The organism is Agrobacterium vacciniicorymbosi, assembly GCF_040427045.1.
Lineage (GTDB): Bacteria > Pseudomonadota > Alphaproteobacteria > Rhizobiales > Rhizobiaceae > Agrobacterium.
In genome coordinates this window covers 12,070-26,101 of record NZ_JBETMF010000014.1, presented here as the reverse complement: position 1 = coordinate 26,101, position 14,032 = coordinate 12,070, and the positions used below count along the sequence as shown (strand labels likewise).

The window sequence follows — 14,032 nt, the reverse complement described above, 5'->3', positions numbered from 1 at the left end:
GTCCTCAGCCCCAAAGCGTATCCCGCACAGACTGCGGCCATGCTTCCACATCCAGTCCGTGTTTTGCGAACAGCGCCAGCGCGATGCGCTCCAGCCCGAAGCCGACGCAGGCAGTATGCGCGACCGCGCCATCCGCAAGGTTGAGGCCCCATTTGGCTCCGAATGCATCCTGATGATAGTTGAAGCTCATGCAGGCCGTCTGGTTGGTCGTGGATGTTACCGGAATCAGCAGCTCGAATTTCAGGTTCTGGTCGCGCTGGTTGTTGGCCAGCATCTTTCCCGCGCGCCCGAAGAACGGGTCGTTGGCGATATCGATCTTCACATCGAGACCAATCTTTTCCATCATTTCCACGCCGCGATCCATCCACAGCTGGCGGAATTCCGTGACGTCGCTTTCCGTGCCCATGCGCACATATTCGCGCATGCGGAACAGCTGCTGCCGTGCCGGGTCTTTGGATGGTTCATGGCGGAAGCAATAGGATTGGATGTCGTAGAGACCGCCATTGTCAGACAGGTTGCCGCGCTTTGCGATGGTCGGATAAAGCGGGTAGCAGGCCGCCGGCGTCAGCACGATATCGGTGATCTTCTGGTCTTTCGTCCAGTCGGCACCCTCATCCATGCTTTTCAGCAGGCTGACGTGATCCAGCTCGCAGCCGCAGAAGGAATGAACTGTGCCAGCCAGTTGCGGGAAGCTTTTCATATAGCCGCTTTTTTCGAAATAGGCGCGGTTGATGCCGGGCGGGAAGCGGATAGCTTCCGCTTTGTCACCGCCGCCAACCTTGTCGATCAGGCGCTCGAAGGCGACGATCACGTCTTCGAACTGGCCGCTGCGGCCATAAAGGCCATCGACGCCGGTATCGATCAGAAGGCCCTTGTCGAACAGGCGATCCAAAAACGTAGTTTGCATGTCCATGGTTTTATCCTGAAAGGCCAGAGTTATATCGAAAGACTTGTGTCCTGCTTCTGCACGAGCAGGAGATTGGCGGAGTTGCTGAGAATTCTGTCGTTGGAGATCATCAGCTGCGCCGAATGCGCATCGCGCAGATGCCGTCCGAGGCTGTAGGGCGTACCGTTTTTGTAGCCCATGATGCCGCAGATCAGCATGGCGTGATTGATGATTTCCAGAATGGTTTCCGACGAACAAATCTTGACGTTGTTCATGGCGATGGCAAAGCCCATGGACATCAGCTTGTCGGGATCGGACTTGGTGTCCTCATAGGCCTTCAGACCGGCAATGACGTTGGATTTGACGATCTGGAGCTTGTTGGACACTTCCGCCAGACGGATGGCACCGGGAGGGGGCACGCCGGGGGATTTGCGCGCCGCTGCGCGCACGAAAGCCTGCGCCCGTAAAACGGCGTCGGCTGCAATGCCGTACCAGACGCCGCTCCACAAAAGATGCGAGGTCGCCAGCATGGATTGCGCCGCGATTTCCGCAAAAGGCTTGGGAAAGATTTGTTCAGACGGCGCTTTGCCCTTGAACAGGAAACCGTCGGAGCAGGTGCCACGCATGCCCAGCGTGTTCCAGACATGGGTCTTCTCAAGGCTGTACTGGTCTTTCAGAAACACCGTCATCACCTGATCGGCAGGCGCTGCATCGGCATGCGCGCGAGAGGTGATGAGAATGGCATCCGCTTCGCTGCCGTAAGAAATGACGGTCGCGTCCTTTTCCAGCGTGCAGCTTTCGCCATCCACATGGATGGCGCAAATCGAGTTGCGCAGGTTTCCGCCAATGCCGCCTTCAGTCGTGGCCGAGCCGATCAGCAATTGTTCGGCAGCCAGACGCCGCATGAAACTTGTGTGCCACGCGCTTTCCTCGCCATGTTCCACAAGGCTTGAGGCCTTGATCTGGTGCATGGCAAAGATCATCGCGGTTGCGGAGCAGGACTGGCCGAGAATGCAGCATATATCGGCGATCTGCCTGAGATCGGCGCTTTCGCCGCCCAGATGAACGGGAATCTGAATGCCGAGCAGGCGCTCAGCCCGAAGGGCGTCCACCGCCTCTTTCGGAAAACGTGCTGCTGCGTCCACATCGTCCGCATGCTGCGCGGCGATGGAGGCGACACGCGTTGCGCGTGCAGCCAGCGTCGAATCCGGTGGGGCGACGGACACGTTCATTATGCCGCCTCTTTGCCGTCGAGAATGGCTTTTACCGTGTCTTCGATGGCCTTGATGCTGGCGAAAGACTTGCGGTTGAGCATGCTGTCGGGAAATTCGATATCGAAAGCATCTTCAATGCCCAGCATCAATTGTACTGATGCGAAAGAAGAAAGTCCGGCTGCATAAAGATCATCTTCGTCAGCAATTGTATCGACAGGCACAGGGAGCTGGCCGAATTTCGACAGTATTTCACGAATTGTTGAATTCATTCTCAATAGTCTCCCTCAGATAGAGCGTCATCATAACGCATTCTTGGAGTTAATCGCGAAAAAATAAAATTCCAATAAATGGCGAGGTTAATTTGTGGTGACTTTCCGCCCTTAGGAAACATACCGCAGATGCCAACTTGACAAAACTCCATGTCAGGTTTTTGATTGAGGCATTCACCAGGGGGGTCCCGGCAAGGGGCTGAGATACTGCTAGAGCGCGCAGTGACCCGTTGAACCTGATCCAGTTCATACTGGCGTAGGGACGGTGCAAACGCGGGAACAGCAGTTCGGCCTTGCCGAATCAATCGCTATTGGTCCCGTGGTTTTTCGTCTTCATGCTCGAACTGGGTCTCCACTGTTTTTGCTTTGGAGCCTCACGATGAACATTGCCGCTAAAAATCTCTCCCCTGTCGTTACCACAGGTCCGCTGCCCGCTTCGACCAAGGTCTACAAGCCGGGCATCATCCACCCTCACATCCGCGTCCCCATGCGCGAAATCGCCGTGCATCCCACGGCGGGCGAACCGCCGGTTACGGTATATGATTCCTCCGGTCCCTATACCGACCCTTCCCATGCGGTCAGCATCGAAGGCGGACTTCCGCGTTTGCGTCACGACTGGGTTGTCGCGCGGGGCGATGTGGAGGCTTACGATGGCCGCCATGTCAAACCGGAGGATAATGGTTTTGCGACGGGCGAGCGCCTGACGCCGGAATTTCCGCTGCGCCACCAGCCGCTGAAAGCGAAGGATGGCAAGGCGGTAACGCAGCTTGCCTATGCCCGCGCCGGTATCATCACGCCGGAAATGGAGTTCATCGCCATCCGCGAAAACCTTGGCCGTGAAGCTGCCAAGGAAAAGCTGGTGCTGGATGGCGAAAGTTTTGGCGCGAATATTCCAGATTTCGTCACGGCTGAATTTGTGCGCCAGGAGGTTGCTGCGGGCAGGGCGATCATCCCAGCCAACATCAACCACCCCGAGGCAGAGCCGATGATCATCGGTCGCAATTTCCTCGTCAAGATCAACGCCAATATTGGCAACTCGGCGGTGACCTCCTCCATGGCGGATGAGGTCGACAAGATGGTCTGGGCTATCCGTTGGGGTGGCGATACGGTCATGGACCTGTCCACCGGTCGCAACATTCACAATATCCGCGAATGGATCATCCGCAATTCGCCGGTGCCGATCGGAACCGTGCCGCTTTATCAGGCGCTGGAAAAGGTCAATGGCATTGCCGAAGACCTGACCTGGGAGGTGTTTCGCGATACATTGATCGAGCAGGCCGAACAGGGCGTCGATTACTTCACCATCCATGCCGGCGTCCGGCTGCATTACATTCCCCTCACCGTCAATCGCGTCACCGGCATCGTCTCGCGTGGCGGCTCGATCATGGCCAAGTGGTGCCTGCATCACCACAAGGAATCCTTTCTCTACGAGCATTTCGAGGAGATTTGCGACATCTGCCGCGCTTACGATGTGTCCTTCTCGCTGGGCGATGGTCTTCGCCCTGGCTCGATTGCCGATGCCAATGATGCGGCGCAATTTGCCGAGTTGGAAACGCTGGGTGAGCTAACGCAGATTGCCTGGGCCAAAGATTGTCAGGTCATGATCGAAGGCCCTGGCCATGTGCCGATGCACAAGATCAAGGAAAACATGGACAAGCAGCTGAAGGTTTGCGGCGAAGCGCCCTTCTATACGCTTGGGCCGCTGACAACGGATATCGCGCCGGGCTACGACCACATCACGTCAGGCATTGGTGCGGCGATGATCGGCTGGTTCGGCACGGCCATGCTTTGTTATGTCACGCCGAAGGAACATCTGGGCCTGCCGGATCGCAATGACGTGAAGGTCGGCGTCATCACCTACAAGATCGCTGCCCACGCCGCCGATCTCGCCAAGGGGCATCCGGCGGCGCAAATCCGCGACAATGCGCTGTCGCGCGCCCGCTTCGAGTTCCGCTGGGAAGACCAGTTCAACCTGTCGCTAGACCCGGAAACGGCACGGTCTTTCCATGATGAGACCTTGCCGAAGGAGGCGCATAAGGTCGCGCATTTCTGCTCCATGTGCGGGCCGAAATTCTGCTCCATGCGCATTTCGCACGATATCCGCGCCGAGGCGCAGAAGGAAGGTCTGGAAGCCATGGCGCAGAAATTCCAGCAGGGCGGTGATCTCTATATGCCGCTGGAAAAGCCGGTTGCGGGGGAATGAGATGCGCATTCTCATCAAGGGAGCAGGCGTTGCCGGTCTTACGGCTGCTCTTGAACTTGCCCGCCACGGAATGGAGGTCGTGGTTTGCGATCTCGCCAACCAGCCGGGGCGCGGTGCGTCCTGGTATGCGGGCGGCATGCTGGCACCTTGGTGTGAACGCGAAAGCGCCGAGGAAACCGTGCTGACATTAGGCCAATCGGCGCTCGACTGGTGGGACGAGGCGACGCCGGGGCTGGTGAAACGCAAAGGCACATTGGTCGTGGCTCCGGCGCGGGACAAGGCAGAACTTTCACGCTTTGCTTCTCGCACATCAGGCTATCGCTGGTTGGATGAGGATGAGATTTCGGCACTAGAGCCCGATCTCGCCGGACGTTTCCGTACCGGCTTGTTCTTCGAAGGCGAGGGGCATCTCGATCCGCGACGGGCGCTCTCGGCACTCTATGAGCGTCTGGTTTCGATGGGTGTCCGCTTTCACTTCGGCGGCGAGGCAGTGGATAAACGTGAATTCGATCACATCATTGATTGCACCGGCGCGGCGCAGACCGGCAAGCTTACCGGCCTTCGCGGCGTGCGTGGGGAAATGCTTTACCTCTCGACCGGTGAGGTGACGCTTTCCCGTCCCGTGCGACTGCTTCATCCGCGCATTCCGCTGTACATCGTGCCGCGGGAAGCGGGGCGCTTCATGGTAGGGGCGACGATGATCGAAACAGATGATGCGGGACCGATCACCGCCCGTTCGATGATGGAACTGCTGAATGCGGCCTATGCGCTACACCCCGCTTTCGGGGAGGCGCAGATCATCGAGACGGGCACCGGTATCCGTCCCGCATTTACCGATAATCTGCCCAGCATTCGGGAAGATGGCGGCACGCTGTTCATCAATGGCGCCCATCGGCACGGCTTCCTGCTGTCGCCAGCCATGGCGCAGCAGTCCGCCGAAATCGTAATGTCAAAGGAGGTTTCCCATGAAGATTCGCGTCAACGGGCAAGAGCATGACCTTGCCACCGACCGGCTTTCGCACCTGCTGACCGCGCTGGACTACGAAGGCGACTGGCTGGCGACAGCGGTCAACGGCGATCTCGTCCATGCGCAGGATCGCGATGATTTTAAGCTGAAGGAATTCGACAGGATCGAAGTTCTTTCACCCATGCAGGGAGGATAGGCGATGTTGAAACTCTATGGACGCGAAGTCGGATCGCGGCTGCTGCTCGGCACTGCTCGTTACCCTTCGCCCGCCGTGCTGGCGGATGCGGTGCGGGCCAGCAAGACCGATATTCTCACCATCTCTCTGCGACGCGAAACGGCGGGTGGCAGGCAGGGCGGGCAGTTTTTCGAGCTGATCCGTGAGCTTGACCGGCATATTTTGCCCAACACCGCCGGTTGCCACACGGCCAAGGAAGCGGTGCTGACGGCCAAGATGGCGCGGGAGGTTTTCAGAACCAACTGGATCAAGCTAGAGGTGATCGGTAACCACGATACGCTGCAGCCGGATGTCTTTGCTCTGGTGGAGGCGGCCCGCATTCTGAGCGATGACGGTTTCGAGGTGTTTCCCTATACGACCGATGATCTGGTGGTGGCGGAAAAACTGGTGGATGCGGGTTGCAAGGTTCTGATGCCCTGGTGCGCGCCCATCGGCAGCGCCATTGGGCCGCTGAACATTACTGCTCTGCGCTCCATGCGCGCCCATTTCCAGGATGTGCCGATGATTGTCGATGCCGGGCTTGGACGGCCTTCGCATGCCGCGACCGTTATGGAACTGGGTTACGATGCCGTGCTGCTCAATACGGCGGTGGCCGGTGCGGGCAATCCGGTCATCATGGCTGGCGCGTTCGCAAAAGCGGTGGCGGCTGGGCGCGAGGCCTATCTCTCGGGCATGCTGGAGCCGCGCGACATGGCGGTGCCATCCACGCCTGTGATTGGCACGGCGGTGTTTTCCTGAGCCGTTGACAAGATGAGGTGAGGGCGGGATACCGGCAGGCAAGAGCCTCAAGAGGTACCCAGACATGCACAATCTGCTGACCGATATCGATGGTGTGGCCGTCGGCCATGCCACCGATCTCCAACTCGGATCGGGCGTCACTGCCATCGTTTTTGACCAACCGGCCATCGCCTCCGGCTTCGTTCTTGGCGGTGCGCCGGGCGGGCGGGATACGGCGCTGCTCGATCCGTCGATGACGGTGGAGGCGGTCGATGCCCTGGTGCTGTCGGGCGGTTCGGCCTTCGGTTTGGATGCGGCAGGCGGTGTGCAATCTGGGCTTCGCGAGATCGGGCGCGGTCTTGCTGTCGGTTCGACCCGCGTTCCCATCGTGCCGCAGGCGATCCTCATGGATCTGCTGAATGGCGGCAACAAGGATTGGGGCCTGCATTCACCCTATCGCGAGATGGGATATGACGCTTTCAAGGCCGCAACTCGCCAGCCCTTCGCGCTTGGCAGCGTTGGTGCTGGCACAGGCGCTACCACGGCGACGCTCAAGGGTGGGCTTGGTTCTGCCAGTGCCTTGACGTCGGGCGGTCATAAGGTTGCGGCGATTGTCGCGGTTAACGCCATGGGCTCCGCAACTGTAGGAACAAGCCAGCATTTCTGGGCTGCCCCCTTCGAGCGTGACGATGAATTCGGCGGGCTTGGCTTACCGCCGCAGTTTTCTCCTGCCGACACGGCCATGCGCATCAAGGGTGTGACGCTGACGGCAACGACGATCGGCGCAGTGGTGACCGATGCCGTAATGACGAAAGCGCAGGCGCATCGGCTTTCGATCATGGCGCATGGTGGGCTTGCCCGGGCCATTCTGCCGTCACATCTCGCCAGCGATGGCGATACCATGTTTGCCGCTGCGACCTCTCAGAAACCGATGAATGCCGCGAGTGACTTTGCCGAACTTTGCCATCTTGCGGGCTTGGTCGTCAGCCGCGCCATTGCACGCGGCGTTTATGAAGCCACGGCTTTGCCCCATGAGGGCGCACAAAAATCCTGGCGGGATCATTTCGGAGCAGGTGCCAAATGAGTGATCGAACCGAGAAATTGCCGCTGAAAACGGTTCTGCGGATCGACTTTCCCCCGAGCGATAGGCTTGGGCGGGGAAAAATCCAACTGATGGAATTGATTGCCTCTACCGGCTCCATTTCCGCTGCCGGGCGGGCCATGGATATGTCCTATCGCCGCGCATGGCTGCTGGTAGATGCGCTAAACCACATGTTCAAGGAACCGGTGATCGAATCCCAGCGCGGCGGCAGTCAAGGCGGCGGGGCAAGCTTGACCGCATTCGGGCAGGAACTGCTGGAACGCTATCGCGGTATGCAGCAGCGTCTGAACGATACACTGAGAGCCGACATCGACTGGCTGGAAGCGAACCGGCAGTCCGATCAGTAAGGATCGAGTGCTGCGGATTTGATGATGGCAAAGATCGGCTTTCCCGGCTCTAGCGCCAGCCGTTCGACCGACAGCTTGGTGATGCGCGAGGCGATGATATCGCCACCGCAATCAACCTGCACCATCGCCATCCCATCCTCTGACAGCGCGATCTCCGCGATACGGCCTTCCAGAATGTTGAGCGCGCTCAGACCCTCGGGTTTCACCGTCGCCAGCATCACGTCACGGGCCGGAATGTGGACGCGAACGCGGTGTCCGGTCACCGCCGATGGTGCGGGAACTTGCAAGGCCACCTTGCTAAGCCTGATCGTGGCAAGACCATGTGCGGAATCAAAACCTTCCACCCGACCGGATAGGATGCTGCCGATCTCCCGGCGCTCCAGCTGTGCAGTAAAAGCAGGGCGTGAGAGGATTTCCGCTGCCGGGCCTGAAACCTCGACTCTGCCATCCTTCATGACCACGATCTGGTCTGCAAGACGCGACACTTCGCTGACGGAATGGCTGACATAGATGATCGGAATTTTTGTCTCGTCGCGTAGCCGCTCCAGATAGGGAATGATTTCTGCTTTGCGCGCCTCATCAAGTGCGGCCAGCGGCTCATCCATCAACAGCAGGCGCGGCGATGACAGAAGCGCGCGGCCAATCGCCACGCGTTGCTTTTCGCCCCCGGACAGTTTTTCCGGGCGGCGCTTCAGCAGGTCTCCGATGCCGAGCATCTCGATGATTTTTGTGCTTTCCGTCTGTGCGCCCGTTTTACCAGAGAACCAGCGACCATAATGCAGGTTCTGCTCGACGGTGAGATGCGGAAACAGGCGCGCTTCCTGAAACACAGTGCCGAAGCGGCGTTTGTGGCAGGGTGTGAAGAGGCGTCTGTTGCTGTCGGCCAGCGCCGATCCATCAAGCGTCAAAGTCCCATGATTGGGCTTCGTCAACCCTGCGATGATGCGGATGACGGATGTTTTGCCAGAACCGGAACGTCCGAACAGCGCGGTTACGCCTTTACCAGCGGTAAGGTCCGCGTCCAGCGTGAAGGCACCCAGCCTGTGTTTGACAGTGAGCGTCAGCGTCATTCCGCATTCACCCTTTTGCCGACGATGCGCGCCAGATATTCCGAGGCCAGCAGAGCGACCATGGAGATAGCGATGGCAACCAGTGTCAGCCGCATCGCGCCCGCATCACCACCGGGAACCTGGGTGAAGGTGTAGATGGCCGCTGACAGGGTCTGTGTCTCGCCGGGAATGTTGGAGACGAAGGTAATGGTCGCGCCAAACTCTCCCATGGCCTTGGCAAATGCGAGGATCATGCCTGCGATAATGCCGGGCAGGGTGAGCGGCAGGGTGACGGTGAGGAACACCCAGAGCGGGCTAGCGCCCAGCGTGCCCGCCGCTTCCTCCAGCTTGCGATCCACGGTCTCGATCGAAAGGCGAATGGAGCGCACCATGAGCGGAAAAGCCATGATGGCGCAGGCCAGTGCCGCACCCGTCCAGCGAAAGGAAAAGACGATGCCGAAATACTGGTCGAGAAACTGGCCGATGACGCCACGGCGTCCGAAAGTGACGAGAAGAATGAAGCCGGTGACAACGGGAGGCAGGATGAGCGGCAGGTGCACGATGCCGTTGAGCAGCGATTTGCCCCAGAACTGGCCGCGCGCCAGCGCCATCGCGATCAATATGCCGAAGGGAAGGCTCGCGAACATGGCGATGCTGGACACCCAGATGCTCAGGCGTATCGCCGTCCATTCTTCCGCGCTGAGGGTGAGCCAGTCCAATACGCCATTCCCGTCAAAAGGTGATGGCCCCGACGATTGCCGGAGCCATGAGGATCGTAAAAGCCGATCTTACTTCAGAATGGTAAAGCCCTGCTTTTCAAAGAAGGGGGCGGCCTTGGCCGATTTCAGGAATTCGAGATAGGCCGCCGCTGCCGGGCTTTTGGATTCCGACAGGATGGCAACCGGATAGATGATCGGATCGTGGCTATCCTGCGGGAAGGTGCCGACGATCTTCACGCCCGGGTCTGCGGCAGCATCGGTCTGGTAGACGATGCCATAAGGGGCCTCGCCGCGAGACACGAGAACCAGCGCTGCACGAACGCTTTCCGCACCCGCAACCTTGCCTTCCACGGAAGACCAGACGCCAAGCTTTTCAAGTGCGGCCTTGCCGTATTTTCCGGCCGGAACGCTATCGACCGCACCCATGGCCAGCTTTCCATCACCCACCAGCTTTGCAAGGTCGAAGCCCTGTTTGATGTCGACCGGCGTCGCCTTATCGGCAGGGGCCACCAGCACCAGACGGTTGCCCAGCAGGTTGGTGCGCGTGTCTTCCTTGATCAGCTTTTTGCCCGCGACATAGTCCATCCATGCAAGGTCTGCCGAGATGAAGAGATCGGCAGGTGCTCCCGCCTCGATCTGTTTGGCCAGCGCCGAGCTAGCGGCATAGGACACCGTGGCCTCATTGCTGGTTTCCTTGGCCCATTCCGCATTGGCCGCATCAAGCGCATTCTTCATGCTGGCGGCGGCAAAGATGGTGACCTTGTCTTGGGCGAATGCGGGAAATGACATCCCGGATGCGACAAGCCCTGCGCCCGCAAAGACCGCCAATATTGTTGTCATAATCGTGCGGCGAAACATTCCCATACTCCTCAACCCTTCTCACTCGAAATATCCCAATCGATATATCGGTCATAGAGGTCAAGCATTATATTTTCAAGAATATATCGATTTCTGCGAAGACAATATGTGATTTCAGCTTTCTGCCTGAAACTGGTCACCGGTAATAGGACAACGAGATTACAGCGCTGCCCCTTGCCGTTGAGTGCTGCATGACCAAATATAAAATAATCGCTCGGAAGTTGTGATCCGCTTGTGCATGAAGCAGATTCAGGGAGAATATCGCGAATGATTTCAAAAACTCTTGCTCGGATTGCGGATGCAGTGTTCGAACGGACAGTCAAATGGAAGACGAAAACGCGTAGCTATGCCGAACTCTACGATCAGTCGGTTGAGACACTTGAATCTTTGGCGGAGGCTGGAGATGCCGACGCGGCCTTCGTTCTGGGTGACATCTACGACCAAGGCTATAATTGTATGCAGCAAGATCGGGAACTTGCGCTGAAATGGTATTATCAGGCCGCCGAAGGCGGTCAAGGCGATGCTCTTAACAATATTGGCAGCATGTATGAGCACGGCGACGGCGTGCTTGAAGTGGATATGGAAAGGGCTAGAGAATATTACGAAAGATCAGTTGGAGCCGGGTGCGCCGCTGCCATGAACAATCTTGGACATTTTTATTGGCGGGGACAAGGCAACCTCAGCGCCGACAAACGCAAGGCAATTCTGCTGTTCAAGAAAGCTGTGCGGCATGGTCATGCCAACTCCGCCGTCGCGCTAGGCTATCGATACCGTGAAGGTGAAGGCTGCAAACAAAGTTTGCTGAGAGCACTATACTGGTATCGGGTAGCGGAAAAAGCGGATGAACCGCATGGTTGTTACAATCTCGCTTGTTTTTATTACTTCGGCGGTGATCTGCCGCAAAATTACGGTCGGGCCGTCTCACTCCTTAAACGAGGTTCCAATCATCATCATCCTGCATCCAATGCTTTGCTGGCGCTGGCTTATGAGCACGGCAGCTCGGTGGAACCCGACTTGGAAAAGGCGCTCGTACTTTATGAGCGTGCACATGGCGAAGACGGGTTAAACCGTGAAGAGGAGATAGATCGCGTTCTTGGAAAGATGGGACAGCAGCTATCTGACATGGAAAATCCTCTGGAGCGGATCGATGAGTTCCGCCAGATGGTATTTAACCCCAAGAAACGGTTTCGTGTGCGTGCGCTTTTGCATGAACTCAAACGGCTTGAAGGAATGTTAAAGGAGACTGGCCAACTGACACCCGTTATAGAAGGTCAGATGAAACTCATTGGCGCTTACGCGCAATGGATGATTGGCGATCGCGGCTGTGCCGAGTGGATTGATGCGGCTCTGGGCATTGAAAAGCATAATCCTTTCCTCATGCCATTTGAACACGCAGCGCTCTTACATGCGAAAGCCCGTCTTTTTATTAGCATCGCAGCATGGCGACCAGCTATTGCTTCATTGGTCCAGGCGGAAAATGTTTCCAGAGCTCATCTCGATGATTCGAGGATCGCACATTTTGCTATTGCTGGCGACCTCGGTTACTGCCTGCATGAAGCTGGCGATTTTGATGAAGCTCGTCAGGTGAATCGCGAACTTTTGAAACGTGTTGAAAAAACGGAGGGCTCCGACGAAAAAATACTTGTGAGAACCTTGGCAAATCTCGCGCAGAACGAATTCGCCTTGGACAATCATGAAGAAGTTGTGTCTCTTTATGAACGAAACCTCAAGTTAGCAGAAAAACTAGAAGACAAAGAACTGATTTTCCTAACGCTTCGGGATCTGGCACTTGCAAGTTTCAGAATAGAGAGGGCTGATGAGGCGGAAGGTTTTTTCAGGCGGCGGATCGATATGGCGGAACGCAGCGGCTCGCAAAAAGACTTGATGTCCGCTCAGGCTGATCTCGATGAAATGCTTGTCCGCATCAGCAAAAAGCACACATTGCAATAGTGCTGGGGGTGTCCGGTTAAATGCGCTTTATCGAGCTTTGCTTGCGTCTGGCGAGAGAGCGAACGCTAAACTCTGTTGTCAAAACCGCTCACCCGCAAAATGTGCGATTTGCGCGCCCGCCTCGTAATAGGCTTCCTTCACAGCGCGGAAGCTACGGGCCTGTGGATCCGTGACTGGCAGGGGCAGGGCGTCTTCGGCGATCTCGCCTGCAACATGGGCCGCAAGCGTTTTGCCGAATACCGTTCCCGGCGCGATGCCGCGGCCGTTGTAGCCGCAGAAGCCGACGACGTTTTTTGCGAATTTGTGGAAGCGCGGCACGGAATCGTCGGTCATGCCGATCTGGCCGTACCATTCACATTCGAATTCGATATCACCCAGCTGCGGAAACAGTCGCTTCATCGCGCGCTTTGCCCATGCGGTGTGAACACGTGCACCCGTGTTGCGCAATGCGCCGACACTGCCGAAGACGAGGCGCCCCGCTTGGTCCATGCGGAAGGAGGAGAGGATTTCGTTCGTGTCCCAGCAACCTTCGCGGTTCGGCAAAATGGTTTTGCGTACATTATCGCCAAGAGGTTTGGTCGCGACATTGAAATAGGGCAGGTAGACCTGCTCTTCGCGCATGATCTTCCATGGCCCTGTGCTGTAGGCCTCCGTCGCGACGATGATCCAGTCTGCGCGGACCGAACCTTTTGCGGTCTTGACCATCCAGCCATCACCATCCGGCTGGCTGTCGATGACCGGGCTGGAGGTGTAAATCGTAGCGCCCGCCGTCTGTGCCGCGTTTGCGAGGCCACGCACATAGGCCAGCGGCTGCAGCGTGCCTGCGCGTTCATCCAGCAAGGCGCCGCTATAGGCGGACGAGCCGATACGGTTGGCCGTTTCCTGTGCGTCTAGAACCCGAACCGGGGCTCCGCGTGCAGCCCATTGCGCGCAGCGTTCACGGATTTCGGCCAGCCCCTTATCACCCACGGCGCAATGCAGCGTACCGTTCTTTTCAAGCTGGCAGTCGATCTGGTGTTTTTCGATGATTTCGCGCACGAGGAACGGCGCGTTGCCGAGAAGATCGAGAAGGCGTTCGCCATAGACGGGGCCGAGAACGTTGGGCAGTTCCTTCGGCATGACCCACATGCCGCCATTGATCAGGCCGACATTACGGCCAGCACCACCGAAGCCGATCTCCTTGCCTTCCACAACGATGACGCGGATGCCGCGCTGTGCCAGATGCAGGGCTGCGGACAGGCCGGTAAAGCCGCCGCCCACCACGACCACATCGGCCTTCTCGTGGCTTTCGAGCGATGTGGTGACAGGTGGTTTCGGCGCGGTTTTTTCCCAAAGGCCGTGAGAGCGCGGATCATTATACATCGAAGTCACCCAAGGACGTGGACGGCATGTGCTGCGCCATGTGTGAAGAGATGGCGGCCGTTTTCATCTGTTATCAAGACAGATTAGCCTTGGTCCTTGCAAGTGAATACCGACATCTCGTCATCATGTCATGCCGGGCGGGAATGTGGCTGCT

The 14,032-nt window shown here is 57.8% G+C and carries 14 protein-coding genes and 1 riboswitch; of the genes, 7 read left to right on the top strand and 7 right to left on the bottom strand.

What is annotated here, in order from left to right:
- Window positions 1-4: 4 nt before the first annotated feature.
- The 3 genes from ABUK73_RS19650 to ABUK73_RS19640 are packed head-to-tail and all read right to left on the bottom strand — an operon-like array spanning window position 5 to window position 2,369.
- Entirely contained in the window at window positions 5-913 is a 909-nt protein-coding gene (locus ABUK73_RS19650) for an amino acid--[acyl-carrier-protein] ligase (protein WP_353578779.1), read from the bottom strand.
- A gap of 23 nt (window positions 914-936) precedes the next feature.
- Complete coding sequence (locus ABUK73_RS19645; protein ID WP_353578778.1) at window positions 937-2,118, bottom strand: acyl-CoA dehydrogenase family protein; 1,182 nt, start codon at window positions 2,116-2,118, stop codon at window positions 937-939.
- The gene (locus tag ABUK73_RS19640; RefSeq protein WP_353578777.1) at window positions 2,118-2,369 is read right to left on the bottom strand and encodes an acyl carrier protein; all 252 of its coding nucleotides are present in this window, start codon (window positions 2,367-2,369) and stop codon (window positions 2,118-2,120) included. The genes ABUK73_RS19645 and ABUK73_RS19640 overlap by 1 nt, the downstream gene beginning before the upstream one ends.
- A gap of 169 nt (window positions 2,370-2,538) precedes the next feature.
- A riboswitch (TPP riboswitch) is annotated at window positions 2,539-2,650 on the top strand.
- A gap of 98 nt (window positions 2,651-2,748) precedes the next feature.
- On the opposite strand from ABUK73_RS19640, the gene thiC reads away from it, so the two are divergent.
- From thiC to ABUK73_RS19610, 6 genes are all read left to right on the top strand, one after another.
- Entirely contained in the window at window positions 2,749-4,572 is a 1,824-nt protein-coding gene (gene thiC, locus ABUK73_RS19635; protein ID WP_353578776.1) for a phosphomethylpyrimidine synthase ThiC, read from the top strand.
- 1 nt (window position 4,573) lies between these two features.
- Complete coding sequence (gene thiO / locus ABUK73_RS19630) at window positions 4,574-5,569, top strand: glycine oxidase ThiO (RefSeq protein ID WP_353578775.1); 996 nt, start codon at window positions 4,574-4,576, stop codon at window positions 5,567-5,569.
- Window positions 5,538-5,735 carry a sulfur carrier protein ThiS gene (thiS, locus tag ABUK73_RS19625; RefSeq protein ID WP_353578774.1) on the top strand — a complete coding sequence of 66 codons (198 nt, stop codon included), beginning with the start codon at window positions 5,538-5,540 and terminating at the stop codon, window positions 5,733-5,735. Before thiO ends, thiS begins: the two co-directional genes overlap by 32 nt.
- A 3-nt stretch (window positions 5,736-5,738) precedes the next feature.
- Window positions 5,739-6,512: a thiazole synthase gene (locus tag ABUK73_RS19620; protein WP_353578773.1), complete on the top strand. Its 774-nt coding sequence runs from the start codon at window positions 5,739-5,741 to the stop codon at window positions 6,510-6,512.
- Window positions 6,513-6,576: 64 nt separating this feature from the next.
- Window positions 6,577-7,575 (top strand): P1 family peptidase, encoded by a 999-nt coding sequence (locus tag ABUK73_RS19615; RefSeq protein WP_353578772.1) that lies wholly within the window; start codon window positions 6,577-6,579, stop codon window positions 7,573-7,575.
- Window positions 7,572-7,940 carry a winged helix-turn-helix domain-containing protein gene (locus ABUK73_RS19610; RefSeq protein ID WP_353578771.1) on the top strand — a complete coding sequence of 123 codons (369 nt, stop codon included), beginning with the start codon at window positions 7,572-7,574 and terminating at the stop codon, window positions 7,938-7,940. Before ABUK73_RS19615 ends, ABUK73_RS19610 begins: the two co-directional genes overlap by 4 nt.
- Here the strand turns inward: ABUK73_RS19610 and modC are convergent.
- From modC to modA, 3 genes are all read right to left on the bottom strand, one after another.
- Window positions 7,934-9,010, bottom strand: coding sequence for a molybdenum ABC transporter ATP-binding protein (gene modC, locus ABUK73_RS19605; protein WP_353578770.1), 1,077 nt, complete (start codon window positions 9,008-9,010; stop codon window positions 7,934-7,936). The genes ABUK73_RS19610 and modC overlap by 7 nt on opposite strands.
- Complete coding sequence (gene modB, locus ABUK73_RS19600) at window positions 9,007-9,708, bottom strand: molybdate ABC transporter permease subunit (RefSeq protein ID WP_353578769.1); 702 nt, start codon at window positions 9,706-9,708, stop codon at window positions 9,007-9,009. The genes modC and modB overlap by 4 nt, the downstream gene beginning before the upstream one ends.
- Before the next feature lie 69 nt (window positions 9,709-9,777).
- Window positions 9,778-10,572, bottom strand: coding sequence for a molybdate ABC transporter substrate-binding protein (gene modA, locus ABUK73_RS19595; protein ID WP_454892397.1), 795 nt, complete (start codon window positions 10,570-10,572; stop codon window positions 9,778-9,780).
- Between the two features lie 261 nt (window positions 10,573-10,833).
- Between modA and ABUK73_RS19590 the strand changes: the two genes are divergently transcribed.
- The gene (locus ABUK73_RS19590) at window positions 10,834-12,516 is read left to right on the top strand and encodes a tetratricopeptide repeat protein (protein WP_353578768.1); all 1,683 of its coding nucleotides are present in this window, start codon (window positions 10,834-10,836) and stop codon (window positions 12,514-12,516) included.
- A gap of 78 nt (window positions 12,517-12,594) precedes the next feature.
- On the opposite strand, the gene ABUK73_RS19585 is transcribed toward ABUK73_RS19590, so the two are convergent.
- Window positions 12,595-13,878, bottom strand: a complete 1,284-nt coding sequence (locus ABUK73_RS19585) for an NAD(P)/FAD-dependent oxidoreductase (protein WP_353578767.1) — start codon at window positions 13,876-13,878, stop codon at window positions 12,595-12,597.
- Window positions 13,879-14,032: the final 154 nt, after the last annotated feature.